Source organism: Methanosarcina sp. KYL-1, assembly GCF_024372725.1.
Lineage (GTDB): Archaea > Halobacteriota > Methanosarcinia > Methanosarcinales > Methanosarcinaceae > Methanosarcina.
Genome location: NZ_VOUA01000010.1, coordinates 19,422 through 44,631, shown reverse-complemented (window position 1 = coordinate 44,631; position 25,210 = coordinate 19,422). Strand labels below are relative to the sequence as shown.

The following is a 25,210-nucleotide window of genomic DNA, read 5'->3' as shown; positions in this document are numbered from 1 at the left end:
GCTTTTATTTTTTGGCTTTCTTTTGGATGAGATACTTTGACGTAAAAAGTACTTTCATTTCATTGTGCCTTCATTTCTTTGTGCATGTTATTTGAAGAATTTCATGGTTTTTTTGCTTTTTTTACCTGGAAATGCCAGGCTTACACCCCTGGATAAAAGACAGACGGAAACTTCCATAAAGATATTAAATTATTTTTGGAAATTTCGAGAAATCAGATACTGAAACCACCAAATACAATTAGATCAATATAATTAGATCAGCATAATTAGATCAGGGGAAAATATGGATGGGGAATATATCAAAGGCCTAGTTACCAGAACATTCCATGAATGGGTAGAAGATGATGCAAAAACTGTAAGTGCAGCACTGGCTTATTATCTGGTTTTAAGCCTTCCTGCCCTCCTGTTATTATCAGTGTCAGCAGGAAGCATTTTCTTGAGGTCAAAACAGATCCAGGAAAACATACTCAGCTATATGGAAGGAGTTGTTGATCAAAGAATAATTGAGATGATAGGTGTACTTTTCGAAAAAATCCCGGAAACCTATTCCCTGTCAATAAGTGTACTGGTCAGCTTTTTGATCATTCTCTGGAGTGCCAGCAGTGTTTTCAGGCAGCTGAAAGTATTCATTGAAAAAATGTGGGATATCAGGCCCGTAGAATCAAACGGTATAAAAAGTTATGCAAAGAACACACTCGTGTCTTTCGTTATAGTGATGATATTTGGAGGGCTGCTTGTAATCAGCATCCTTGTTGAAAGCATTCTGTATACCTTTTCAAAGCTGTTCCAGGGACTTCTGCCTTTCCCACCTGTGGTTGCTCACTATGCCGGACCCATAGCCAGTTTCCTGGTCCTTGTGTTATTCTTTATGTCCTTATATCGGGTATTGCCTGATACGAACCTTGAACTTAAGCCCGTTTTTGTCGGATCGCTTGTGACAGTAATCCTCATTACAATAGGCAAATATGCGATGGGAATTTACTTTGCATACAGTAGTATTTCAAGCATCTACGGGGCAATAGGGTCAATCCTGGGGTTATTTCTCCTGCTGTATTATTCTTCGATAATGATCACTATTGGCGCTGAGTTCACAAAAGTTTATTCCGAATCCTGAGTCTATTTTGAATCTATCCCGAATCCTGAAAGTGCCTTTTCGGCAAGCTTGCACTGCAAAACTATTGTCTATATTAGTTTGGCACTGGATAACAATCACTTATTTTTGCGGTACTTCCATAAAATGTAGTATTTAATCAATATTCCTTTATTTTTTATATATTTGTACCTATTATTATTTTCCAGGGCATCTGAGAAACACTTTTCTAATGTAATTTACTTCCACCCCCAATCAACCCCAATCAACCCCAAACTCCCTAAACACCCCCAAACACCCCCAAACCAGCTCTTTTAATCAGATGCCCTATCCCCCTTTAGATATTCTATTAGCTTTCTTGCTTTGGCTTCTTGCTTTGGCTTCTGCTTTGGCTTCTTCCTTTAGCTTTCTTTTTTTACTTTTTTTATGTTTGTGTTTTTTGTTTAGTTTTTGTTTAGATCAGTTTATTATAGAGCATCAGAACAGTAATACAGGAAAAACGGAGATATTCGGACCGGTAAACGGTTCTTTTTCAAGGGGAGTTAACTTAAAGGTGATAAAATGGGTAAGGGCATGGTTTACCTCTACACGGGAGATGGAGAAGGAAAAAGCACCAGTGCCTTCGGGCTTGCTCTCAGGGCGGTAGGCCATGGGTACAGGGTCATAATTATCCAGTTCATGAAGGGGAGGAAGTACATCGGGGAGTATAAAGTGAGGGAGAGGCTGACCCCGGAATACGAAATCTACCAGTTCGGGAGGGAAGATTTCATAGACTTCGAAAACCCCGAGCCCCTGGACTATGAACTGGCGGGGAAGGGCCTGGAATTTGCAAGAGAGGCCCTCCGGAAAAAGCCCAGGCTCCTTGTGCTTGACGAAATCAACCTTGCAGCCCACGTCGGCCTGCTGAAGACCGAAGATATCCTGAGCCTGCTGAACGAGGCCCCGGAAGAGACCACGGTCGTCCTGACCGGGAGGAAGGCTCCCCCGGAGTTGATAGAAAGGGCAGATCTGGTGACAGAGATGAAATTTGTGAAACACCCCTTCGAAAAAAACATCCCTGCAAGAAAGGGCACAGAATATTGATTTCCTGAAGGCACGAAATATTGATTTCCTGGAATTTGAAGCATGGAATACTGGCCCCAAAAATCATACACTTTTTTGGGCAGATTATTATAAAACCCCGGATAAACAATTATTGTTTAGATGGCGCAGGATTCCGGACCCTCAAAGGCATACGGAAATGCCCTTTTTCCTCTGTATACGATTACATTCATAGGGACTCTGGGATTTGGCATAATCCTCACCTTCCTCGTGTTTCTTGTAACGGAATATGGGGGAAATGCCCTGATCTACGGGCTGCTTGCCTCCACATACCCTGCGTTTCAGCTGGTAGGAGCCCCGATCCTCGGGAAATGGTCTGACCTTTACGGAAGAAAGAAGATCCTGCTCCTGAGCCAGATTGGAACCCTCCTCGCCTGGTTCATCTTCCTCGGCGCTCTTTTTCTTCCTATAATTCCCCTGATCGAAGTCAATTCCAACCTCCTCGGCGTATTTACGGTCACCCTGCCCCTTTTTGCACTCTTCTTTGCAAGGGCACTTGACGGGGTTACAGGGGGAAATGTCTCAGTGGCAAACGCATATCTTGCAGACCTGACCACGGAAGAGGAAAGAAACAAGAACTACGGCAGGATGTCCGTGGCTTCAAACCTGGGATACGTCTTCGGGCCAGCCCTTGCCGGGGTCCTGGGGACAACAATCTACGGGGAACTCCTCCCGGTATCCGCAGCCCTGCTTATTTCGGTTGCAGGCACCTTTATCGTATTTTTTCTTCTCCCCGAGTCCCGGGCATGTACCATTGAGCAGTATCCCGAAAAAAAGAGCATCCGGAAAATACTCGGGCAGGAACACAAAGATTGTTACCTGGTCGAGGGCGGGAAAAAAATTTCATTGAAGGAGGTTTTCAAGCTTGAGTATGTCCCTTTCATGCTGCTGCTCTATTTCCTCATCTTCCTGGGCTTCAACATTTACTATACTGCATTTCCCATCCATGCCGTCGTTGCCCTGGACTGGAGCCCTGCGGAACTCGGGATATACTTCTCCGTAATCAGTGCCCTGATGGCATTTGTACAGGGCCCGGTCCTTGCAAAACTTGCCGACAGGTATTCCGAGTCGCTCCTGATCGTCGCAGGCGGCTTCATCCTCGGGCTGCAGTTCATCCTCCTGGTCCCGGGAAACCTCATCCTCATATACATAGCAGCCGTCTTCTTTGCATTAGGAAACGGGATCATGTGGCCCTGCATCCTTTCCGTCCTCTCTAAATTTGCAGGAACGACATACCAGGGTTCCGTGCAGGGCTTTGCCATGAGTGCCAGCAGCCTGGCAAGCATAATCGGCCTGCTTGCAGGAGGCCTTCTTTACACGCAGTTTAATGCGATTTCATTCCTGATCGCAGCTGCAATCATCTACCTTGTCGTTTTCCTCTCATTCAGGCTTGTTAAAATTGAAAAGAGCAGAAAGATGGAAGAAGGGGTATAAGGCCGCAAAAAAGGCCATATTGATGATATTTTCGGATGTTTGGGATTTACCCGATATATTCGTCCCTTCGCGGAGAAAAGACTTCAACAGCCACCGAATCTTCCAGGACCTCCACACTGTGGGCGACGCTGCCGGGTATATTCCAGGAGTCCCCCGGCATCACTTCGAAATCCTCTTCCTCGATTGTCAGAAGGATCTTCCCTGAAACCAGGTAGCCTGTCTGCTCATGGATGTGGTCATGGGGGGGAAGAATGCTTCCCTTATTCAGAATAAATTCAGCCATAAGGGTCTTTTCCCCGTACACTATGGTTTTCATGCTAATGCCGGGAAGAAACTCTTTGTAGCCATCTGAGTCTTGTTTGGAAAACATAAAAGCCCTCTGTAACTCTTTTTGAATTTATCTTTTCTTTGAATTCTATTTGAATTTACTTTGATCCAGCATGGATCATGAAGCAAATTTTACTTCATACTCTTTTTCTTTATTCAGTTATTCTTTATTCAGTTATTTTAGCATTTTCCTGCTTCGGCAGATCCGAAAAAGGAGAATTAATGGGTTTTTCCGAATTTACCTTAAAAAATGGCTTAAATGTATGAATGCAGTACTGTTATTTTTTGCCTTATAATTACAGTACTGTTACATAATCGATCAATTTGTCTTTATACACATGTTTTTATATAATATAGTTGATTATTATTGTATGAGGGCATCTGAGAACACTTTTCTCACATAACAAACCAGCTTTTTCACCCCCCTATTCCCCCACCCACTCCCAAACTCAGATGCCCTATTCCCCCCTAAAAGATTTTTTCAGGTTATTTTCTGTTTTTCAGGTTATTTTCTGTTTTTCAGGTTATTTTCTGTTTTTCAGGTTATTTTCTGTTTTTCAGGTTATCTTGTGTTTTTCCAGGTTATTTTCTGTTGATTCAATGTATACACATATTAGTTTTGAAGCTGCAGATACCTTATTTTGGCTTTCCCTTGCTCCCGGCAGGAATGGTAAAAAATACCAAAAGAGTTATCTAAATTCACGCTCAAATCCGCTTCTATGAACGTGCCTGCTTTTCCGCTCAGGACCGAACGTCTGGACCTGCTTCCTGCCACGGTAAAACTCTATCTCCTTGAACTGCACGACAGTTCGGGATTTGCCGCTGCCCTGAAGGCTGACGTTCCCGTGGAATGGCCGCCTGAACAGATAAGCCCTGAAGTAATTGAGGAGTTCATCGGACGAATGAAGGCCAGGGACCGGAAAATCTGGAGCTTTTACTGGCTCCTTCGGCAGGCAGGCCCCAATCTCCCGGTCCTGGTAGGAAGCGGCGGGTTTCTTGCCCATGAAAGTGGGGGCCTCGAAATAGGGTACTCGGTGCTTTCCGGGCACCAGAACCGGGGGTATGCCACCGAAGCAGTCAGTTCAATGTTGAAGTGGGCGTCTTCCAGCTTTGAAAAGCCCCGGATCATAGCTTATACGTATCCGCACCTTACAGCCTCGATCCGCGTCCTGGAAAAAAACGGATTTGTTTTTAGGGGAAAAGGGCCTGAGGATGGGACCATCACTTACGAACTGGCGAACTACCCCTGAACTAAAAACCGGTGAACTACCCCTTAACTAAAGAAAAGATCCGAAGTTTGGAAATATGCTTCCGGATTCAAAAATCCGGATAAAAGACCTGGCTAAATTTCTACCCTGTTTTCTTATTCTGCACTCCTTTTACCCCGGAAGAGAATGCTTTAAATTAATAGAGCCAGAGTATAATGGTAATATTCGAGACTCAAATAAACCATAATGGCAATATTCGAGACTCAAATAATACCATAACCGGCAAATAAGGCTAAGATACTTCGGTAATTGGGAAAAGGAGACAGCAACATGCCAGAACACCCGCTTAAGATTATAATGGAAAAGGACCCTGAATTTTTCAGCCTGCTTGAAAACACCCGTGACCTAGCATTTAAAGAAGAGGGTATCCCCCTGAAGTACAAATTCCTGATGGCAATGGCTCTTGATGCAGCTAACGGCGCGGTTGACGGAGTAAAAGTCCTTGCAATACAGGCCATGCAGGAAGGGGCCACAAAAGAAGAGGTTATGCAGGCAATAAAGATAACCCAGTATATTTTCGGAGTAGGTAGCGTTTACACGGCCGCTAGGGCCCTGGATGGCGTCTTATAAAAGCTGTCCCGATTTCAGGACAGTTTCTGGATTTCAGGCAGATATACAGTCTATACCGAATAAAGGCCTATATCAGATAATGGTCTATACAGAATAATGGTCTATACAGAATAATGGTCTATATCGGATATACGGCCTTTACGGATACTGCCCTGATTCCTTCTATTTCTTTTACCTTTTTCAATCTCATAATCTTTTTATTACCTTCCGGAAATGCAGTAAAACAAGATTATTTCATTATTTTTATATGTCATGAGGTAGTAGTATTAGTTGGGCATCTGAGAAATCTTTTTTTCAGTTATATCCCAAACTCATATCCATATAAACTCAATCCCAAATATCAGATGCCCCATATCCCTTTGGAGAGTTGCTCCATTCAAGTTTTCACTTCTCTTCTTCTCATATCTCATCATTTCAGTCCGTAAGAAAATAACCGTCATCTGCCGGTGCTTTTTAAACAAACAATGCATTTCCGGAAATTAAAATTGTGTAGTAATCCAAAAGTTGGTACTGCTAAAAATAGCTGTTATTTAGCAGTACTGCTAAAAAAGACCAAAATATTTCATTATTAACATAATTTTATATAATATTGAGTATTATTATATAGTAAGGGCATCTGAGGAAAACTCTTTTTCCAAAACTAATCTCCAACTCTTTTAACCCCCTTCTCCCCCACTCCCCAAAAATCAGATGCCCTATCCCCCTTTAACATGTCTCTCCTTTCCTTTTCCTTCTTCTCTCTTTATTTCTTCTTCCCTTTACTTCTCTCTTCTTCCCCTTCCTTTCGCTCTCTCCTTTTCCTTTTACTTCTCTCTTCTTCCCCTTTTCCTCCCTATTCCTCCCATCAGTGTCCAAACCGCAAGGAAAGTTTCTTGGTTGTAAGTGCGCTGCAAAGGAGTCAGGATTCTTTTTAAAGAAATCTATAAATAAAACAAAACTTAACCGTTATGCATGGTAGAGTCGGGATTTGAAAAAAAGGTTCTTGAAGAGCTCAATTTCATAAAAAAACAGCTCTGGGAAGTAAGGGAACACATGGTTGACGTGGACACGGTCCTTAGCTGGGAAGAAAAAGAGCTCGTGAACGCCAGTTTCCGGAATGAATCCGAGGGAAAGCTGAGGGCTTTAAAGGAATTCAAAGAAGAAATGGGGTTAAAGAGAGATTCTGCCCCGGAAACATTTAGAATTTTTCTTGATGTTTTTGTCCAGTCCTTCCTGGAAAAAGCCGGCCGTTACATTGACTACCGAATTGCTGATCTCCTCCAAAAGCTGTCATCTGACCCCGTACCCCCGGGAGCAAGCAGGATCCTCGATAGCCAGGAAAAGCTTTTCAGGTTGAGGGCCGGGAACTACAGGTTGCTTTATCGGATTGATTTTGAAAACCATAAGGTCATTATTCTGAAAGTAGACTGCATAGGGCGCGTTTATTGCTGAGGGTTAACTTGGGTCCGACATGTTAACCTGGTGAAATTAGCAGGCCTGAGTGAACTACCTCTCCCTGCCTCCTTCGGAGTCGAGGAAGGGGACTTCTCGCCTGCAAAGTTAAATTGGCAGGTGAACTGGCTAACTATAGAAGGTTAATAACTTAGCAGATTAACTATATCACCGACTTGCTCATAATATCCAGCTTAATGAGGTACCTGAAATGAGCCTGATTTCTTTTGACCCGGAAAAGTGCACAGCCTGCGGGATCTGCTCGCAGATCTGCCCCGTAAACATTATCCTGCCAGGAGAAGATGGTATTCCCTCCCTGCCAGCCGAATACGAAGCTTTCTGTTCCCGCTGTGGGCACTGTGAAGCCTCCTGTCCCCATGATGCGATCCGGGGAAATTACCCGGCCTTTGCACCGGCAGACAACGCCGCTGACACCACGAAGATAAACTCCGAAGTGCTCACAAAATATGTGCAGAGCAGGCGTTCGATCAGGGTTTTTAAGGACATGCCGGTTGAAAAGGAGAAAATTGCCCGAATCCTTGAAGCTGTCCGTTTTGCCCCCTCCGGCGTGAACGCCCAGCCTGTTAAATGGCTCGTGATTACCGATGCCGCCGAAGTCAAAAAGCTTTCAGCGCTTACAATAGAATGGATGCGCCGGATGGCCGAAAGTGATGCGGAACACCCATTTATGCCGATTTTCCCAGCTCTGGTCGCCCTTTCTGACGCAGGCCTTGACCCCATCTGCCGCAATGCACCCGGACTGGTATACGCTTATGGCGAAAACGCCACGGGATATACCGACAGCATCATCGCCCTTACAACTTTTGACCTGGTGGCTCCTTCCTTTGGCCTCGGCACCTGCTGGGCAGGGCTTTTGCATATCGCAGCCCAGGAATACCAGCCCTTAAAAGAGGCCCTTGGCCTTCCCGAAGGGCAGGTCCTGCAGTACCCGATGCTGGTCGGATACCCTAAATATAAGTTAAGGAAGATTCCGGGAAGAAAACAGGCAGATGTTATCTGGAAATGATCAGGCTCCGGATTTCTAAAATTTACTTTTTTGAACTCAAAAGCAGTAAAGTCGGTTTTGTTTCTTGAGCGGTATTTGTTTCTTAAATTTTGGTTTTTTTGGGCCAATAGCCTGATTTATTGCTGGAAAAGGCCGGATGCCTGTGGCAGCCCGTGAAAGCCACGGTACCCGAAAGAAAATAAAAAGTTTTCTATAGCTGAAAGGTTGAGTTACACTCGCTTTGTCAGGTTGACCCTTTTCATGCGGATTCTTCAGCCTCTTACTTCTGATTAAGATCGGGTTTCCACAAAGCCGTTCACGGTAATTTTTTAGTTCAACTTTGCCCTTGCAGATTCCACTGCATCCTTGCTGACAACTTCTCCTGCAAAAATGTCAGCCAAGAGTTCAAGTTCATCTTCCGAGCGGTTTCTTGTGAAAGTCATGATTGAAAGCTGCCTCAGGATGGGGGTCTTATTGTTGTGGCGAATGTGCCAGACTTCGTGAGCAAGGATAGCTTTCAGTTCCGACTCGTCCATCAGTTCAAGCATTCCCATCGACAGGAAAACGGCTTTTCCCGAAGCAAATGCCCGGGGTACTGCGGAATCGTAATAATACACCTCTGCCTTTTTGGAGAGAATATTCACAAAATGCTGGGGCCAGTCCATGACCTCTGTGATTGGGCGGGCTCTGTACCTTTTGATCAGGGCTTTGTAGTATACGCATGGCAGGAGCAGGATTATCGCACTTGAAGCAAGCACATATGCGGTGTATATCTCGATTGTCAGCATCTGGCTGCACTGCATTGCAGAAGCAACCATGCCAATTGCAAAAACCATGGACAACTGTGCGGCAATGAAAGAGAAAATCCTGAAAACCGAGCTTTTCGCTTTAAGGTAAACCGTAAAAAGTAGCAAAGCCAGGAATATGTTCATTCCCATCAGGGGCAGCAAGCTGGAATCGGTGATACAGGCAATGTAACATTCGATTTCTTCAGTTATGGAAAACATCTTCACCGTCCAGAAAAACTCACGCCTTAAGGTTCTTTTTAAATAACTTCATGAGACCCGTTTTTAAAGAATTGACCTTAAAACCCGTTTTCAGAGAATTGTTTCTTAGAACTCGTTTTAAGAATTGTCTTTGAAACCCGTTTTAAAGAACTGCCTCTTAAGGTTCACTTCTTATTCTGGTATGTATGAAAGTTTTCGATAGCCACTTTGCCAAAGGTGTCCACAAGGCTATCCATCACTTTTTTCGTGATGGTATTTGCCGTGTTATCCATGGACTCGGCTGCAGAATAAAGATATCTTACCCTCTGCCCTTTCTTGTCCACCTTTCTTGTTGCAAAGCCGGCTTTTACAAGCCTGTCCAGCGTCCCGGCTACACTGGATAAAGGGATGCCTGTTTTTGCGGTGATTTCCGGAGTGGCGGATTCTTCGTTTGTCCACAAAACCTCCATTATCTGGGCTTCGATGGGACTGAAAAACTTGGTCAGTCCTTCATTGGAGAGATTTATTCGATCTAATTTCACCATGGGTTTACAACTGCTGTAAACAAATATAAGCTTTGCTATCACCGGTTTTTAATTCCGCTTCAGGTCGTTAGTTCTCGGTTCGGATTGTTGATTTGCCATATTTTAAACCAGGATTCTTTACATCTAGCGTAAAGTTCAAGTAGTTTACATCCACTGTAAAGTTCTGCCTTTACATTAAGCGTATAGTAAATCTGGTACAACGTGAATTGGTACAGGTAAGCCGGTACAGGTGAACCGATACAGATGAACTGGTACAACGTGAATCGGTGCAGGTAAACCGGCACAAGTGAACCGATACAGGTGAACGGGTACAACGCGATATAAGAAAATGAACCGCCTGGATATTTTGAGGCTTATCAATGAATTTACACTCTATAGTATTGAAGGACATATCCCGCAGGAAAACGAAACTCATAGTAGCAGTGCTGGGAGTGGTAGTAGCTGCTGCAGCACTGGTAGCTGTGGTCACGACGTTCACTGCAGCAACCGAAAGCCTCTATGAGGAATCGAATACCTTTGGTGCAAACATCGTCGTCAAACCGGAAACCAGGTCCATACCCCTTGTTGCGGGCTCCACATCTGCAGGTTCGTTATTTACGGGAGAAAACTATATTGAAGAATCGGAAATTCCCCGGATTTACACTATCGAGAATAAGGCTAACCTTGCAGTCGTAGCCCCAAGGCTTTATGGAATCGCAGAACTTGGCAACTCCCCCGTTGTAGTAATGGGGGTGGACCCGGAGGAAGAAATGAAGCTCAAAGCATGGTGGAACATAAGGGGGCACTGGATGGCTGAAGAAGGCCCTGAAAAAACCGAAATAATGGTTGGTTCGGATATAGCCGGCCCCATGGGACTGGAAGAAGGCTCATTGGTGACCCTCAAGCAGGGTGACGTTTACATTGACGCCCGGATCGCCGGGGTGATCGAGAGCACAGGCGGCAATGAAGACGGATATGTTATTCTTCCCCTTGCGGCTTCCCAGTATTTGTTCGGAAAAGAAGGAAAAGTAAGCAGTCTGGAAATCAGGGCGCTTTGCAATGACTGCCCTGTCGAGGAGATGAGCCGGCAGATAATGGAAGTCTTCCCCGGGCTGGAAGCCAGGCCAATGAGCCAGATAGTGCAAAATGAGATGACAATGATTGAGCACGCCCAATCTTCTGCAATGGCAGTCTCGGTTATTATTCTGCTTGTGAGTGCGTTAACGGTTGCTTCCACAATGCTTGCATCCATAAATGAAAAAATAAAGGAGATCGGGATCATGCGTGCAGTGGGCGCAAGCGATACCCAGATAGTCTCCATGCTGTTTCTTGAAGGGGCAATTATCGGAGCACTGGGAGGAATCCTTGGTTTTTTTATAGGAACAGGAGCCTCCTTCATCGCTGCTCCACTGACGGTTTCAGTTACACCTTCCCCTATCTGGATGATTCTGCCCGCCGTTTCCGGGATCTGCATACTTACGGGAATGGCAGCATCCCTTGTCCCCGCAAGAAAAGCTCTTGGAATTGACCCTGCGGAGGTGTTAAGAAGTGTCTGAAGGTCCAGAAAAACTGATCCGGGTAAAAGATGTGGCAAAAGGCTACAGGATTGGTTCCCATGAAGTAGAAGTCCTGCACGGCATAAACCTGGAAGTCAGGGAAAGGGAATTCATATCCATCATGGGGCAATCGGGTTCCGGAAAAACCACCCTCATGAACCTTATCGGGATGCTGGATCGGCCAGATTCCGGACGCATCCTTTTCAACGATGTAGATATCACCGGAAAAACCCAGAAAGAACTTGTTGAGTTCAGGCGCAGGACCGTTGGCTTCGTCTTCCAGCAGTTCCACCTTATTCCGTCCCTTACAGCCTATGAAAACGTTGCTATGCCCCTGGTGTTTGCCGGGGACAAAGACCATGACGCAGTGGCCAGTGCTCTTGAGCGAGTGGGACTTGCCCATCGGATGGACCACAAGCCCGTAGAACTGAGCGGAGGAGAGCAGCAGAGGGTCGCAATAGCCAGGGCCATTGTTATGAAACCTAAAATCCTGCTTGCAGATGAGCCCACAGGGGCACTCGATGCAGCTACCGGCTTAAGGATAATCTCCCTGCTGAAATCACTTTCAGGGGATATGACGGTCGTCATGGTTACCCATAACCGGGAGCTTGCTTCATATTCCGACCGCATTGTGCACATACAGGACGGAAATATTGCGGAGTGAATAAGGAAAGAAGAGAAAAGGAGCGAAAAATATGAATGTAAAATTAACAGGTATGGTTTTGTTAGTGATCGCAGTAGCTTTAATGGCAGCCGGGCTTGCGGAAAATGGACCTTCGGCGGTTTCTACGGACACCGGAAGCCCGGTAGCGGCAACCTGGATAAATGCTGTGAAAAGTACAGATACGGTATCAATTCCCTCCAGTTCAGTGGACGAGAATACAAATGTCCACTTTAAAGTTAACACAGACATCGGTGAAATCGCAGTCATGGCATACCGGCTTGAAGACGAGGTATTTGTCAGGTCCAATGTCTGCCCTCCATGCGGTTCAATCGGATTTTCCCTTGCTAAGGAAACCCTTATCTGTGATTCCTGTGGCACCACCTTCGATGCTGCAACAGGCCTGGGGATTGGGGGAGCCTGCATATCATATCCGAAAGAGAGCATTCCTTACACAGTTTCAGATGGGAACCTTGTCATGAAACTCGATGATGTAGTGGATGCTCACAGGAAAACCGTAGAATTCAACTAAGGGTCCCGCAACCTTTATTAAAAAAGAAGGGGTGACTGACAACAGGTACTTAATGACAGCCCTTCAACTCTTTTTCCTTTTTCATTCAGGAATTCTCCACTCAAGACTTATTCACTCAAGACTTATTCATTGGGGACTTTTTCCACTACTGGAAAAGCCTTCAAGGTAAGTTTACAGTCCCATTGTAGACCAAATCTCAAACTCCATTGCGATTTTTTGTTTCGGTCTAAGTTTATAAGCTCGGATCCGAAATAACATCAAGCAAGACACAAAATGCGGTGTATAACTAAATATTACATTGGCTTACAATTCCAGTTCAACCAGAAGTAGGAGGGGAAAGAAAAATGCTCTATAGAAAAGTTCCGAAGAATGGCGATGAGCTTTCAATACTCGGTTTCGGCTGTATGCGCCTTCCCGTAAAAGAGGGAAAGATCGATGAGGAAAGGGCCTCCCGTCAGGTCCGCCACGCTGTCGACCGGGGCGTAAACTACATCGATACGGCCTGGCCCTACCATATTGGAGAAAGCGAACCATTTCTCGGGCGTGCCCTTGCTGGCGGATACCGCGAGAAAGTCAAACTTGCTACAAAACTTCCCTCCTGGACAGTGGAAACCCGGGAAGACATGGACAGGATCTTAAACGCCCAGCTTGAAAGGCTCAGGACAGGCCATATCGATTATTACCTGGTCCACGGGCTTGTCGGAGCCCTGTGGGAGAAAATGGAAAAGCTCGATGTGCTCGCTTTCCTTGACAGGGCTAGAGCTGACGGCAAGATTATCAACGCCGGCTTTTCCTTCCACGGTTCAACTGCCGATTTCAAGCGGATAGTGGACTCATACCCCTGGGACTTCTGCCAGATCCAGTACAATTTCCTGGACGAAAAGAACCAGGCAGGCACGGAAGGGCTGGAGTATGCAGCTTCAAAGGGCCTCGCTGTCATAGTCATGGAACCCCTGCGCGGAGGAAAACTAACAAACCCGATACCCCCGGCAGTTGAAGAGATCTGGAGCGAAGCTGAGGTGAAACGGACCCCTGCCGAATGGGCGCTTCGCTGGACCTGGAACCGCCCCGAGGTCACTGTAGTGCTTTCCGGAATGAATGAGGAGTCCCACATAGAAGAGAACTTGAAAATAGCAGATGAAGCCTACCCGAATTCCCTGACCGAAACCGAGCTTCAGCTTGTAAAGAAAGTGGAGCAGAAGTACAGGAAACTTATGAAAACAGGCTGTACAGGCTGCAGGTACTGTATGCCCTGCCCCTCCGGAGTGGATATCCCCTTCTGCTTTGAAATCTACGACAACCTGCACCTGTCCGGAAACTCGGATGAAGCAAAAGTCATGTATGCGGCAAAACCCGGCGGGATAATAAGAGGCGACTTCTCCGGTTATGCCTCTCTCTGCGTGCAGTGCGGAGAATGCATGGAAAAATGCCCCCAGCACCTGAAAATACCTGAACTCCTTGAAGCCGTGGCAGAAGAACTAGAAGGACCGGATCTTGAACTGTGGGAGGAAAAGGCAAGGCAGACGTTCAGGAAAGGGGAAAGGCAGCAGAAATCCTGAAATTGTTCCCGATAAACCTTTTTTCAATTTGTTTTTCAGGTACCGGTGCTCTCACCGGCCGCGAAGTCGGCCGGTCTTTTCCATAAAGTGAATTTTAGTAACTAAAAGGTATACCCACATGACTGAATAAGGCACCTATCTGAATAAAAACATCTCAATAATGTGAGGTCATGGTTGTAATAAAAAGGGCATCATATGATTGGATTAGGGTGGCTGTAGAACTAAAAATATCTAAATGCGTTAAGGGTATTCTAATGACCTAAAAGTATATCCTGATGACTGAATATAAGCATTCTGATTACTAAAAATAATATCCCAATGACCGGAAAAGGGCATTCTGATGAAAATCCCAATCATCCATTTATTCCATCTTTTACAAACTCCGGCAGGGCTTCATCAAGGTAGGGATGAACATTTGATAAAAAAGATGAAATTAAAATTAAAAAAGAGGAATAGAAAATGCTCACTTTTTGCTAACTTTTTCCTCTTTTAAAACCTTCTTTGCAATGATAAATACCACAAATGCGATGATAATGAAATATATCAGCTCACCCAGAAATGCACCCCAGCTTATCACTATGGGCCCGATTTCAAGTGTTGCCGTTCTCCAGGCCCCTCCCGGTACAAAAGGAGTGATAATCGGCATTACTATGTTATCCACAAAAGATTTAATAAGAGCAGTGGATGCGAGACCCATGATAAAAGCAATAGCCAGCGGAATGACCTTGTATTCATAAAGAAACTCTTTAAATTCAGTTAGCAACCCCATTTTAACCCCCCTATAGTAATAAGCAAGAGACAATGACATTATCGAAATAAACCTGTAAATCCCGGCTTTGCAGCAATTCCCCTGTTTGCAGTCACTCTCTGCTTGCAGTCACCCTCTGCTTACAGTCTCCATCCTGTCCATTTTATAGAGTGTGCATTATAAAATATGAGTTGTATGCGTATAAAATTTTGCATCCCGGAACACGAGGTTAAGAGCAGAATTCAAATAAATTTTAAGGAAAAGGAATTATCTGCAGATTTATCTGCGTATGCCTGTTCCTTCCATACTTCAAGTTTGTTTTTCAAGCTTATTTCAAGTTTATTTCAAGCTTATTTCAAGCTCATATATCAAGCTTCCCTATTGAAAAAGCCTTTCCGAGAGCCTTCCCGACCCCATAGTATGTCCGGTCTCCCGTCCCGTACACCAGGGGCCTGACTTTCTGAATATCCGGGTTTCCATTTTCATCCAGTACGGACTCTTCCGCTTTGATGTCCAGGATTTCACCCACAAACATCGTATGAAGGCCGATCTCAAAGCTGTGGAGGAGTTTGCATTCAAGGACAAGGGGGAATTCCTCTATATAAGGAGCGGACACGAGAGTGCTTTTTACGGGGGTAAGGCCGGCTGCTTCGAACTTGTTCTCGTCTTTTCCGCTTGCAATCCCGAAGTAATCGGTTTCCTTTATGAAGGCCTCCGAGGGGATGTTTACCGTGAAGGCTTCGTTTTCCAGAATGCAGGAATAACTGTAGGTGGCTTTTCTCAGGGAGACGCTGATGCAGGGTGGGTTCGAACAGCAGATGCCTGCCCAGGCTGCAGTCATTGCATTTGGTTTTCCGTCCCTGTCATAGGTGCCGACTACCCAGGCGGGAGCCGGGCATGCCAGGGTTTTTGCTCCGATTGATTGTTTCATGGATAAAACATTCTTCCGGATGATACAAAACGGTTTTCTTTGATACAAAACTGTTTTTCCGAGTCAGAATAAGCATTTTACTGCTCCCGGCATTCCGGGCTCTGTACTGCCAGCTGGCGGACCAATTTTGCAAATATTTTATTTAGTAGTCATTATATAATATGTGGAATATATTTGAATGCGCGGGAAAAAACAGGGGAAACACGGGATTCAGAAACACGGGATTCAAATCCATTTATTGAAAATTTCCATCCAACGGGAGATCACGTACACACATCCTTTAAAAGCACGGATTTTTCGTGTCAGGACAAAAATTGGGGGAGATAATTTTGCCAGATTTGAAGAAATGCTGCAAAGTTTTTGTGGGGGCACTTATCGGTGCTACATTCGTATATGCTGTTGCAAAGAATTCCCGAAAGAGCTTGAGTAAAATTAAGGTCGAGGAGTAAGGGATTAAAAAATAAGGGGGGATTGAACTGACAGAGAAAGAGATAGCCAGCGGCCTGCTAGTGGGTGTAGTTGCCGGAATCGCAGCGGGTGCAGCTGCTGGAATTGTGGTGGGTTCAATTGCCGGAATCACGATGAAATGTGCGTATGATAGATGTGGAAAACTCGACTTAAAAGAAAAGTTAAGTAAAGTACCATAAGATAAGGAGGTATAGAATTGTCGAAGAAAGAATTAGCAGGTGGGCTGGCAGGTGGGCTGGCAGGCGGCGCGCTTGTGGGTGTAGTTGCCGGAGTCGCCGCTGGTGCAGCTGCCGGGATCACGATGAGATATGCTTATGAAAAATATGTTCATGAGGAACAGAAGGAATACTTACACGAAAAAATTAAATCCATTCCTCATAAGTTTAGGCACGGCCCGAGTACCGCTAAAGTAAAGTTAGTGTACCCGGACCGGCAAACCTTCGCACACAGCATGGAATCCCCAATCTGGATTGAATTCGATAAAGATATGGACAGCTCGACCATTACGAAGGACACGGTCATTGTCACAAGTTCAGAATCCGAGGAGCCAATTGACGGTTTCCTCGATGCCGGTAACAGGACACTGATGTTCCGCCCTAACAGGCCGTATCCTGTAGGTGGAGAAGGCGCCAAAATCACCATCTCCCTGATCGGAACCGATATAGGGAATGGGGCTATTATGGATGCCGAAGGAACTCCCTTTGACGGGGATAAGGACGGGAAACCTGGCGGAGATTTCGAATACACTTTCAACGTTGTAAAATGAATATTCCTGCCTCCGGAAAAAACCTCTTTTATTCCTTTACCTCTTTCATTCCTTTTTTTGAACTACTGGTCTTGATCCTGGATACACTTTTTTCAAATAAAGAAATATGGCTACTGCCATTTCTGGGCCTTAAATCACAGTACTTCCATACTGTTCTTCAAAATCGCATTTTCACCATATTATTATATACTCATAAGTATTATTATAATGTAAGGGCATCTGAAAACTCTTTTCAAGTATATTATCCCCCCACTCCCCAACCACCCCCCAAATCGGATGCCCTATACCTCCTTAAAAATTCTTCCAGCCTACCTATATCGTATACCCTTTTTCAGCCCTTAAAAGCCTGGCCCCTGGGTTAATAAACGTGAGCTAAATCCATCAGCAAATTCTCTTAGCTAAATTCCCCGGCCAAACCCTCTATCTCTGCGCCCCTCTTCTGCTCTTTTCGATCCCCCTCTTTTCGAACCACCTGTTCTTTTTGTCCTGTTTCAGGTCCGGTGCTTGAAGTCAACTGTCCGATTAATTTATTAGATATTTTATATAGTTGTCGTTATATAATATGTGAGATATAGGATAGATACGGGGAATATCACAAAATTGGAATCCAGTTGTATATCCTGACAGGCAATAATTTGACAGGTAATAATCCTGAACATGAAGCTTCATGTTAGGAAAAATTAAGGGGAGGGGTAAAATTGTCATACATGAAGAAATGCATTACTCTTTTGCTGCTTGCAACTGCCGGAGCCACAGCATTATATTTCATTTCCAGGTGTACACAGAAAAGTGGGTTCAAGATCAAAGTGGAATAAAACCAGGGGGATAGGGGTGTATTATATAAAGAAATGGTGGAAACTGGCTATGGGGGCACTTGCCGGGATCACAATTCTATATACCTTTAAAAAATACTTCCATAACAAATGTGTTTATCTGCCACATATGTCCCTTCCGGGGCCCTTTAAAATTAGACCAGTTCTTGCCAGAGTAAAATCCGTTTATCCCGACAGGCAGACTTTTGAATACCAGGCAGACTCACCTATCTGGATCGAATTCGATAAGGAAATGGATAGTTCGACCATCACGAACAATACGGTAATAGTCACGAGTTCCGCATCCGAAACACCCGTAAAAGGCCTTCTGGATACCGGCTCCAGAATGCTTATGTTTCGCCCGAATAAGCCGTATCCCATGAACCACGAAGGAGCCACAATTAAAATTACCCTTATAGGGACAGATACCGGGATGGGAGCTATTACGGATTCTGAAGGCGTTTTCCTTGACGGGGATAAGGATGGAAAGCCGGGAGGCGATTTTGAATACACATTTCACATTGTGAAATGAAGACACCTGTTTCCGGAAAAAACTTTTATTTTCTAATTTTTTTCTCATTTTTCTTTTCATCCCGTTTTTCTTTTCATCCCGTTTTTCTTTTCATCCCGTTTTTCTTTTCATCCCGTTTTTCTTTTCATCCCGTTTTTCTTTTCATCCCGTTTTTCTGTCATTCCATTTTTCCTGGCATAAATATCTCTCACTTTTAGGATCTTAGGACTTACGCACTTGAAATGTAAAATCAGGCACATGAGGACTCGTCAACATTATTTGGGTTTATACAGTTAAGTCTTTTCCGCTCGTGGTTTTCAATTCAACTGCGTAAGTCCTAGATCTAATAAATTGTAGGAGTTTAATATAAAAAATTCACTGATGTTATTCCAGAGTCTGTTCTATATATTTCGGGGGTAATGATCAATATAACGGAAAATTATATTTAGGTGATTGTGGATTGTTCGCTCAATTTTACTGGTATTTATCAGGACGAGTAAAAAAATGATAGACAACACGCGGATATTTAAGAAAATCACATATTTAGCAACAACCTTCATCCTTTATGTGCTGGTGATAGCGCTAATCCTTGGGATGGTTAAAATCGTGCTGGATCTGCGTTTTATAATCGATGATTCCCTTGAGAACGGGTTCAAGCGTATAGTAAGCAGTGTCCTCTCAATTTTTATTGTAATTGACCTTTTCAAAACTTTTGTAGACTTCCATGAACATGAACGAATAAAACTTACATATGTAACCGATGCCGCGATTTTAGTGCTCCTGCGTGAAATTACAGTAGGGATTTACGCCCAGGAGTTCGGCTACGAATTCATATTATGCCTGTCATTCCTGCTGCTTGTACTCGGGTTGATAAGGGTGATGGCTATCAAGTATTCCCCCTCCGAAGGCTCCCACACCCCGGGCAGGTAAACAACAGGGACCTTTGATTTTGAAAAAAAGAAGGGAGTTTCAAAAGAGGGGAGTTTCGGGCCAATTTCGCGCCCTGCTCCTTGCGCCTTTACTCCCCCACTTTTCCGTATCCCCCGCCTCCGGGAGTCTCGATCACAAAAACATCTCCTTTTTCCACTTCAACTTCGGCCTGTCCTTCAAGTTCGATAACCCTGTCGCCCCTGCGGATAAGCACGTTCTTTCCGCACTTGCCGGGATCGCCTCCTTTCAGGCCGAAAGGCGGGAGTTTCCTGTGACTTGAGAGGATTGCAGCGTTCATCCCTATCAGGAACCTGAGTTTCCGGACCACCCCGTTTCCTCCCCTGAACTTCCCGTCCCCACCGCTGCCCTGCCGGATGGAGAACTCCTCGACAAGCACCGGGAACCTGGTTTCCAGGACCTCGGGATCGGTGATGCGGGAGTTGGTCATGTGGGTGTGGACGGCGTCCGTACCCGGGAAATCCGGGCCTGCCCCCGCGCCTCCGCAGATGGTTTCGTAGTACTGGAGGGCATGGTTTCCGAACGTAAAGTTGTTCATGGTGCCCTGGGAGGCTGCCATGGTCCCGAGGGCTCCGAAAAGGGCGTCGACTATGTACTGGGAAGTCTCGACGTTGCCTGCTACAACGGCTGCCGGAGGCTCCGGGGAGAGCATGGAGCCTTCGGGGATGATAATCTCAAGCGGCCTTAAACAGCCGGCATTCAGGGGAATGTCGCTTTTCACGAGCGTCCTGAAAGTATAGAGGACCGCTGCCATGCAGACTGCGGCAGGGGCGTTGAAATTGTTCGAAAGCTGCGGGGAAGTGCCGGCAAAATCGATCATGGCACTCCGGGCCTTGCGGTCGATCGTAACCTTTACTTTGATAGAGTTCCCGTCATCGAGGCTGTAGGTGAACTTCCCGTCGTCAAGTCTGTCGATGACCCTCCGGACGGCTTCTTCGGCGTTGTCCTGCACGTGGCCCATGTAGGCTTCGACTGTCTCAAGGGAGAACTCCTCAACCATCCTGTACAGTTCCTGAAGCCCTTTTTCATTAGCTGCAACCTGGGCCCGGAGGTCTGCCACGTTCTGGTCCGGGTTCCGGGCAGGGTGCTGGCCCGACCCAAGCCAGTCCCTGAGCTTTTCTTCACAGAAACGGCCCCCGTCAACTATTTTCATGCCCTCGCTCAGGACCCCTTCCTCTTCAATGTTCCTGCTTTCCGGAGGCATCGAACCCGGGGTGATTCCGCCGACATCGGCATGATGGCCCCTCGAAGCGACATAAAAAAGAACCTCGCCGAAGTTTTCGCCTCTTCCGAACATCGGGGTGACGACCGTGATGTCAGGGAGATGGGTCCCCCCGTGGTACGGGGAGTTGATCAGGTACACGTCCCCGGTCCGCATGTCCTCAAACTGCGATTTTATGAGAGATTTTACGCACTCTCCCATGGAGCCGAGGTGCACCGGGATGTGAGGGGCGTTTGCGATCAGGTTTCCGTGCCTGTCAAAGATTGCACAGGAAAAGTCCAGGCGCTCCTTTATGTTCACCGAGTGGGCGGTGTTCTGCAGGGTGTAGCCCATCTGCTCGGCCACTGACATGAAGCGGTTGTTGAAGATCTCAAGCATAACCGGGTCAACTTCGGTCCCGACGGCAGTGCGGGCAGGAAGCGGGACCCTGCGGGTCAGGAGCAGGTGGTCCCTGTCAGTAACCTCCCCCTGCCAGCCCGGCTCGATGATTATGGTCGTGTTTTTCTCTATCAGGACTGCAGGCCCCTCAATGCAGGCTCCGGGGAAAAGCCCTTCCCGCCGGAAAACCGGGGTCCTGTGGAATTCCCCGTAGCTGTACATATCCACGGAAGCAGCAGGGACATAAACCCGGCCCTCCTCGATCTCCAGCACCGGGTCGAGGACCCTTTCCGTAACCCCAACGACCTCCACGGAAAGCGCTTCGGCCACAAGCGCCCTGTCTTCCATTATGAAGCCGAACCTTTTCTTGTGGGCTTCCTCAAACCCGCGCCTGAGGGCATCGAAATCCCCAAAATCCACAACAAGCTGCGTATCCGACCCTGAATAGCGCATGTGAACCTTATGAAGCACGGAAATGCCCCCTTCAGGCACGCCCTGTCCCAGCATTTCCAGGCGCCCTTCCCGTTCAAGCCCGGAAAAGGCAGGTTTTAGCTCTTCGACCAGCCCTTCCGAGAGATCAGCCCCGATGTACTGTTCTTTTATCAGCCGCTGGTCGGCAAGCCCCATCCCGTATGCGGAGAGGACGCCTGCAAAGGGGTGAATGAAGATCCTTTTGATCCCCAGGGCGTCGGAAATCCTGCAAACGTGCTGGGCTCCCGCTCCCCCGAAGCAGCAGAGGGTGTATTCTTTTACATTGTACCCCCGCTGGACCGAGATTTTCTTGATGGCATTTGCCATGTTTTCCACAGCCACGGAAAGGAAACCTTCGGCTACCTGTTCCGGCGTCTGGACGGAAACGGATGCAGAAACGGATGCAGAAACTGAAGTAGTATCCTCGGCCTGACCGGCACCGGTAGAACCGCTTCCGGCAGATTCAGCAGAGACCTGGTCTGCAAGTTCGGCAAATTTCCGTCTTACAACTTCCGCATCAAGGGGCTGGTCTGCGTCGGGCCCGAAGAGGCTCGGGAAAAATTCGGGCTGCAGTTTCCCGAGCATCAGGTTGCAGTCGGTAACCGTAAGGGGCCCTCCCTTCCTGTAGCACGCAGGCCCGGGCTCGGAACCTGCGGAGTCGGGCCCTACCCTGAACCTGCCTCCTTCGTAATGCAAAATCGAGCCGCCTCCGGCTGCAACCGTGTGGATCCGCATCATGGGAGAGCGCAGGCGGACCCCTGCAACCTCGGTCTCGAAACTGCGCTCGTACTCCCCGCTGTACTGGGCAACGTCCGTAGACGTCCCACCCATATCGAAACTGATGATCTTTTCGGCCCCGGCCATTGCAGAGGTTGCAACTGCTCCCACAATTCCCCCCGCAGGCCCGGAAAGGATGCAGTCCTTGCCCTGGAAAGCCACGGCATCGATAAGCCCGCCGCTGGACTGCATAAACATGAGCTTTGTTTTTGGTTTTGTTTCTTCTATGGCTCCATGTACTTCACTTTCCCCGTCTTCCAGGGTCTGCTGGACCATATCAACGTACCTGCGGAGCACGGGTGAAAGGTAAGCATCCACAACCGCAGTTTCCCCACGGCTGACAAGTTTTATGAGCGGGCTTGCCTGGTGTGATAGAGAGACCTGGGTAAATCCTATCTTCCGTGCAAGTTTTCCCAGCTCAAGCTCGTGGTCCGGGTGGCGGTAAGCGTGCATAAGGACAATTGCCGCCGAGCGTATGCCTGTATTAAAAGCATCCTCAAGCTCCCTTTTCGCAGCTTCGAGGTCAAGGGGTACGAGTTCTTTTCCGTCTGCTCCGCAGCGCCCGGAAACCTCAATCACCTTTTCGTAAAGCTGGTCAGGAAGTTCGATCTTCTGGGCAAAAATATCCGGGCGGTTCTGGTACCCTATCCAGAGGGCATCTCCGAATCCCCGGGTGATAAGAAGAACAGTGCGCTCTCCCTTTCTCTCAAGGAGAGCATTTGTGCCTACGGTTGTGCCCATCTTTATTGCTTCTATTTGCTCCGTGGGCAGGGGTGCATCTTTCGGCAGCCCAAGGACCTGTCGGATCCCGTGCATGGCTGCATCCTTATAGTGTGAAGGGTCATCCGAAAGGAGCTTGTGGGTAATCAGGTTTCCATCAGGGGAGCGGGCTACGATATCAGTAAACGTTCCGCCGCGGTCGATCCAGAACTGCCATCGGGTTTTGGGGGACATGTAGGGAATAATTGTAGAGGTGGTATTAATTATTAATCGGAAAATCTTGAGTGTAGCTCGGTTTGCATTGAATGCATAACTTATTTCAAAGAGATTACGAGAAAATTGTGTCTTTATGGGAAGATTAGAATCAAAGTTGCGCTGGCGCACCCCGCTGCAAGCAACGGGGTATGTTCGCGCCAGCGCTCTCGGTATAAGTGAATTATTCAAAATCAAGTAATTTCATTTGCTGATATGCTTCTTTTTCTTCTTGGTTTCCCTGATTTTCAACATAACTTTTTATGACGTCAGAAGTTGTTCCATCCCCCACCGTTCCAGTGTAACCTCCATCACTCCACAGTTCACCACCCCAAAGTTGTTTTTTAATCTCAGGATATTCCTTAAAGATTTGTCTTTCTGTAATACTTTTTATAATCTGCATCACTCTTGAAGGAGAATACTTTGGCTCAGCCCCAACAAAAAGATGTACATGATCACCATCAGTACCAATTGCATCAAATTCAAAATAGTACCTTTGACCGATTTCAAAGCATATTTTTTTCAAATAGTCGATGACATCTTTATCCAAAAGAAGTTTTTTACGGTACTTCATACAAAAAACCATGTGGTACCTTATTTTATAGACACAATGGTTTGCATGCCTAAGTTCCATTTACGTTACAAAGGTAGCCAAAAATATAAATCAGTTCGTAACAACGGTTCTCGGGGAAGTGTCCATCCCCGCAGCAAGCTGCGGGGTATTCGGCTGAAATAAAAAGAAAAAGCTTTTGGAGTTAAAGTGTGAAGAAACAGGATGAGAATTGAGAGTTTCCTGTAGCTAAGTACGTGATTTCTGTGGAGGAAGAGGTTCTATGGATTTCCATAGAGCGTCATCGATTTCATGGAATGACATAAAAATAAATTTATAATTTCAGCATGATATTACTTTTGGGATAGGCTCTACATGAAGTTTTTGGATAGGCTCAGTATTAAATTGAGATTCCTTTTTCAAAAGCGATAAGCTGCTATCCTCTATTTCAGCAAATCCCTTTCATAATTTTCTTACAACGGAACCCAATTTATGGTAATGTAAACTTTCTATATTATTTCCTTGGCCTTGATGCTAAAATGAGATTAAAATGATCATGTTCATTAAAAACTCCGTCTGGATTAATAAGCAAAAGAGTTTCATTAATGTCTTTTTTAAATTTTTCAATCTTATTGCCAAAATATTTAGGTGAGGCAAAGGAACTAGAAAACAACCACCCTATGATACTCTCAACAGTCCAGGTTCGAACAATTTCGACTTCTTTTGATTCAACAACACTAAAAGCTGAACGGCTAATTATATTCTCCCACGGTTCAGGTGATTCTTTGAAGGTTCCTTTCCCAGCACGACGTTCCTTGCCCAAATATTTTTGAACAACCTTTTTAACTGCATTTTGCCATTCTTCTTCGCCAGTCCAAAAACTTCCATCACTAATAATAGCTATTCCACCATCCTCGCTAATAAGGCTATCAAGATCTGTTAGCACTTTATTTTGATCCATCCAATGAAAAGCTCTACAAATAGTTACGAGTTTAAAAATTTCGAATTCATTTTTTCTCTTTATTAAATCTTCAGCATAACAATTTACTAAAACAATCTTTTGCTTTAAATTCATTCTTTCTAGTTCTCTTTTGGCTTGCTTTAACATCTCTAGGTCTGAATCTAAACAAACCATTTCATTGCATTTACCATTCATAGCAATTGCCATTTGGCAAGTGCCACATCCGATATCCAAAACTCTATCCACTGGTTTAATATCAAACTGTTCAATAATTATTTGAACTACCTCTTCTGGAACATTTGGCCTATATTTTGCATAATATTCATAAGTTCCACAAAACAATGTTGAATCGTATCCCATTTTTTCAACTCAATTATTATATGAGCCTATCCCAAAACCCACTTTTGTTTCCCTACACTAATGATTCATAACTACTTTCGTGATCAGTTGCCCATTTATTATTTTAAAATCGAAATTCAATGAAGTAACTTTGAGTTTTGGGATCAGCTCACTATAAATGCATTACTGATACCGATTTTCTATATTATACAACTAATTGCATAATAATAAGGAAACTCATTTTCAGACGTATCAAAATTATATACATAACACTTATAATAATAAGACTAAATAAGTGCCTATAAGAGTAT

Annotated in this window: 25 protein-coding genes; 16 read left to right on the top strand and 9 right to left on the bottom strand. The window is 45.6% G+C overall.

Translation table 11 applies throughout. The features are described 5' to 3' along the window. Positions 1 to 283: 283 nt before the first annotated feature. From FTO70_RS08930 to FTO70_RS08920, 3 genes are all read left to right on the top strand, one after another. On the top strand, positions 284 to 1,114 hold the full coding sequence (locus FTO70_RS08930; RefSeq protein WP_255335409.1) for a YihY/virulence factor BrkB family protein: 831 nt from the start codon (positions 284 to 286) through the stop codon (positions 1,112 to 1,114). A 537-nt stretch (positions 1,115 to 1,651) separates the two neighbouring features. Next, positions 1,652 to 2,173, top strand: a complete 522-nt coding sequence (locus FTO70_RS08925) for a cob(I)yrinic acid a,c-diamide adenosyltransferase (protein WP_255335408.1) — start codon at positions 1,652 to 1,654, stop codon at positions 2,171 to 2,173. 120 nt (positions 2,174 to 2,293) lie between these two features. Beyond that, entirely contained in the window at positions 2,294 to 3,625 is a 1,332-nt protein-coding gene (locus FTO70_RS08920) for an MFS transporter (protein WP_255335407.1), read from the top strand. 46 nt (positions 3,626 to 3,671) lie between these two features. Here the strand turns inward: FTO70_RS08920 and FTO70_RS08915 are convergent, their stop codons facing one another. Continuing rightward, complete coding sequence (locus tag FTO70_RS08915) at positions 3,672 to 3,995, bottom strand: cupin domain-containing protein (RefSeq protein WP_255335406.1); 324 nt, start codon at positions 3,993 to 3,995, stop codon at positions 3,672 to 3,674. 676 nt (positions 3,996 to 4,671) lie between these two features. Here FTO70_RS08915 and FTO70_RS08910 point away from each other — a divergent pair. Together FTO70_RS08910 and FTO70_RS08905 are read left to right on the top strand one after the other, a co-directional pair. Beyond that, positions 4,672 to 5,202 carry a GNAT family N-acetyltransferase gene (locus FTO70_RS08910; RefSeq protein ID WP_255335405.1) on the top strand — a complete coding sequence of 177 codons (531 nt, stop codon included), beginning with the start codon at positions 4,672 to 4,674 and terminating at the stop codon, positions 5,200 to 5,202. 288 nt (positions 5,203 to 5,490) lie between these two features. Continuing rightward, a complete protein-coding gene (locus tag FTO70_RS08905) occupies positions 5,491 to 5,790 on the top strand; it encodes a carboxymuconolactone decarboxylase family protein (protein ID WP_255335404.1) in 300 nt (99 codons plus the stop codon). Between the two features lie 705 nt (positions 5,791 to 6,495). On the opposite strand, the gene FTO70_RS08900 is transcribed toward FTO70_RS08905, so the two are convergent. Next, positions 6,496 to 6,645, bottom strand: coding sequence for a hypothetical protein (locus FTO70_RS08900; RefSeq protein ID WP_255335403.1), 150 nt, complete (start codon positions 6,643 to 6,645; stop codon positions 6,496 to 6,498). Between the two features lie 96 nt (positions 6,646 to 6,741). On the opposite strand from FTO70_RS08900, the gene FTO70_RS08895 reads away from it, so the two are divergent. Both FTO70_RS08895 and FTO70_RS08890 read left to right on the top strand, forming a co-directional pair. Further along, complete coding sequence (locus tag FTO70_RS08895) at positions 6,742 to 7,221, top strand: type II toxin-antitoxin system RelE/ParE family toxin (protein WP_255335402.1); 480 nt, start codon at positions 6,742 to 6,744, stop codon at positions 7,219 to 7,221. Between the two features lie 211 nt (positions 7,222 to 7,432). Next, on the top strand, positions 7,433 to 8,248 hold the full coding sequence (locus tag FTO70_RS08890) for a nitroreductase family protein (RefSeq protein WP_255335401.1): 816 nt from the start codon (positions 7,433 to 7,435) through the stop codon (positions 8,246 to 8,248). A gap of 308 nt (positions 8,249 to 8,556) precedes the next feature. On the opposite strand, the gene FTO70_RS08885 is transcribed toward FTO70_RS08890, so the two are convergent. Then, positions 8,557 to 9,234, bottom strand: a complete 678-nt coding sequence (locus FTO70_RS08885) for a M48 family metalloprotease (protein WP_255335400.1) — start codon at positions 9,232 to 9,234, stop codon at positions 8,557 to 8,559. Between the two features lie 164 nt (positions 9,235 to 9,398). Further along, positions 9,399 to 9,758, bottom strand: a complete 360-nt coding sequence (locus tag FTO70_RS08880; RefSeq protein ID WP_255335399.1) for a BlaI/MecI/CopY family transcriptional regulator — start codon at positions 9,756 to 9,758, stop codon at positions 9,399 to 9,401. Positions 9,759 to 10,117: 359 nt separating this feature from the next. Here FTO70_RS08880 and FTO70_RS08875 point away from each other — a divergent pair, with 359 nt between their 5' ends. From FTO70_RS08875 to FTO70_RS08860, 4 genes are all read left to right on the top strand, one after another. Continuing rightward, positions 10,118 to 11,293 (top strand): ABC transporter permease, encoded by a 1,176-nt coding sequence (locus FTO70_RS08875; RefSeq protein ID WP_255335398.1) that lies wholly within the window; start codon positions 10,118 to 10,120, stop codon positions 11,291 to 11,293. Continuing rightward, entirely contained in the window at positions 11,286 to 11,957 is a 672-nt protein-coding gene (locus tag FTO70_RS08870) for an ABC transporter ATP-binding protein (RefSeq protein WP_255335397.1), read from the top strand. Before FTO70_RS08875 ends, FTO70_RS08870 begins: the two co-directional genes overlap by 8 nt. 31 nt (positions 11,958 to 11,988) lie before the next feature. Next, positions 11,989 to 12,486 carry a Fe-S-containing protein gene (locus tag FTO70_RS08865; RefSeq protein WP_255335396.1) on the top strand — a complete coding sequence of 166 codons (498 nt, stop codon included), beginning with the start codon at positions 11,989 to 11,991 and terminating at the stop codon, positions 12,484 to 12,486. 344 nt (positions 12,487 to 12,830) lie between these two features. After that, positions 12,831 to 14,045 carry an aldo/keto reductase gene (locus FTO70_RS08860; protein ID WP_255335395.1) on the top strand — a complete coding sequence of 405 codons (1,215 nt, stop codon included), beginning with the start codon at positions 12,831 to 12,833 and terminating at the stop codon, positions 14,043 to 14,045. A 463-nt stretch (positions 14,046 to 14,508) separates the two neighbouring features. Here the strand turns inward: FTO70_RS08860 and FTO70_RS08855 are convergent, their stop codons facing one another. After that, positions 14,509 to 14,814: an MscL family protein gene (locus FTO70_RS08855; RefSeq protein WP_255335394.1), complete on the bottom strand. Its 306-nt coding sequence runs from the start codon at positions 14,812 to 14,814 to the stop codon at positions 14,509 to 14,511. A 340-nt stretch (positions 14,815 to 15,154) separates the two neighbouring features. Further along, positions 15,155 to 15,724 (bottom strand): flavin reductase family protein, encoded by a 570-nt coding sequence (locus FTO70_RS08850; RefSeq protein WP_255335393.1) that lies wholly within the window; start codon positions 15,722 to 15,724, stop codon positions 15,155 to 15,157. 314 nt (positions 15,725 to 16,038) lie between these two features. On the opposite strand from FTO70_RS08850, the gene FTO70_RS08845 reads away from it, so the two are divergent. The 5 genes from FTO70_RS08845 (at position 16,039) to FTO70_RS08825 (ending at position 19,211) form a co-directional block, all read left to right on the top strand. Beyond that, positions 16,039 to 16,173: a hypothetical protein gene (locus tag FTO70_RS08845; RefSeq protein ID WP_255335392.1), complete on the top strand. Its 135-nt coding sequence runs from the start codon at positions 16,039 to 16,041 to the stop codon at positions 16,171 to 16,173. Between the two features lie 60 nt (positions 16,174 to 16,233). Then, positions 16,234 to 16,371: a hypothetical protein gene (locus FTO70_RS08840; RefSeq protein WP_255335391.1), complete on the top strand. Its 138-nt coding sequence runs from the start codon at positions 16,234 to 16,236 to the stop codon at positions 16,369 to 16,371. 17 nt (positions 16,372 to 16,388) lie between these two features. Beyond that, on the top strand, positions 16,389 to 16,958 hold the full coding sequence (locus FTO70_RS08835) for an Ig-like domain-containing protein (protein WP_255335390.1): 570 nt from the start codon (positions 16,389 to 16,391) through the stop codon (positions 16,956 to 16,958). An 831-nt stretch (positions 16,959 to 17,789) separates the two neighbouring features. Next, positions 17,790 to 18,302 carry an Ig-like domain-containing protein gene (locus tag FTO70_RS08830; RefSeq protein ID WP_255335389.1) on the top strand — a complete coding sequence of 171 codons (513 nt, stop codon included), beginning with the start codon at positions 17,790 to 17,792 and terminating at the stop codon, positions 18,300 to 18,302. 483 nt (positions 18,303 to 18,785) lie between these two features. After that, entirely contained in the window at positions 18,786 to 19,211 is a 426-nt protein-coding gene (locus FTO70_RS08825) for a phosphate-starvation-inducible PsiE family protein (RefSeq protein ID WP_255335388.1), read from the top strand. Positions 19,212 to 19,299: 88 nt separating this feature from the next. Here FTO70_RS08825 and FTO70_RS08820 read toward each other — a convergent pair whose 3' ends face one another. From FTO70_RS08820 to FTO70_RS08810, 3 genes are all read right to left on the bottom strand, one after another. Next, on the bottom strand, positions 19,300 to 23,031 hold the full coding sequence (locus FTO70_RS08820; RefSeq protein ID WP_255335387.1) for a hydantoinase B/oxoprolinase family protein: 3,732 nt from the start codon (positions 23,029 to 23,031) through the stop codon (positions 19,300 to 19,302). A 202-nt stretch (positions 23,032 to 23,233) separates the two neighbouring features. Then, positions 23,234 to 23,683 (bottom strand): IS200/IS605 family transposase, encoded by a 450-nt coding sequence (gene tnpA / locus FTO70_RS08815; protein ID WP_255335386.1) that lies wholly within the window; start codon positions 23,681 to 23,683, stop codon positions 23,234 to 23,236. A 430-nt stretch (positions 23,684 to 24,113) separates the two neighbouring features. Beyond that, complete coding sequence (locus tag FTO70_RS08810; RefSeq protein WP_255335385.1) at positions 24,114 to 24,920, bottom strand: class I SAM-dependent methyltransferase; 807 nt, start codon at positions 24,918 to 24,920, stop codon at positions 24,114 to 24,116. Positions 24,921 to 25,210 lie beyond the last annotated feature (290 nt).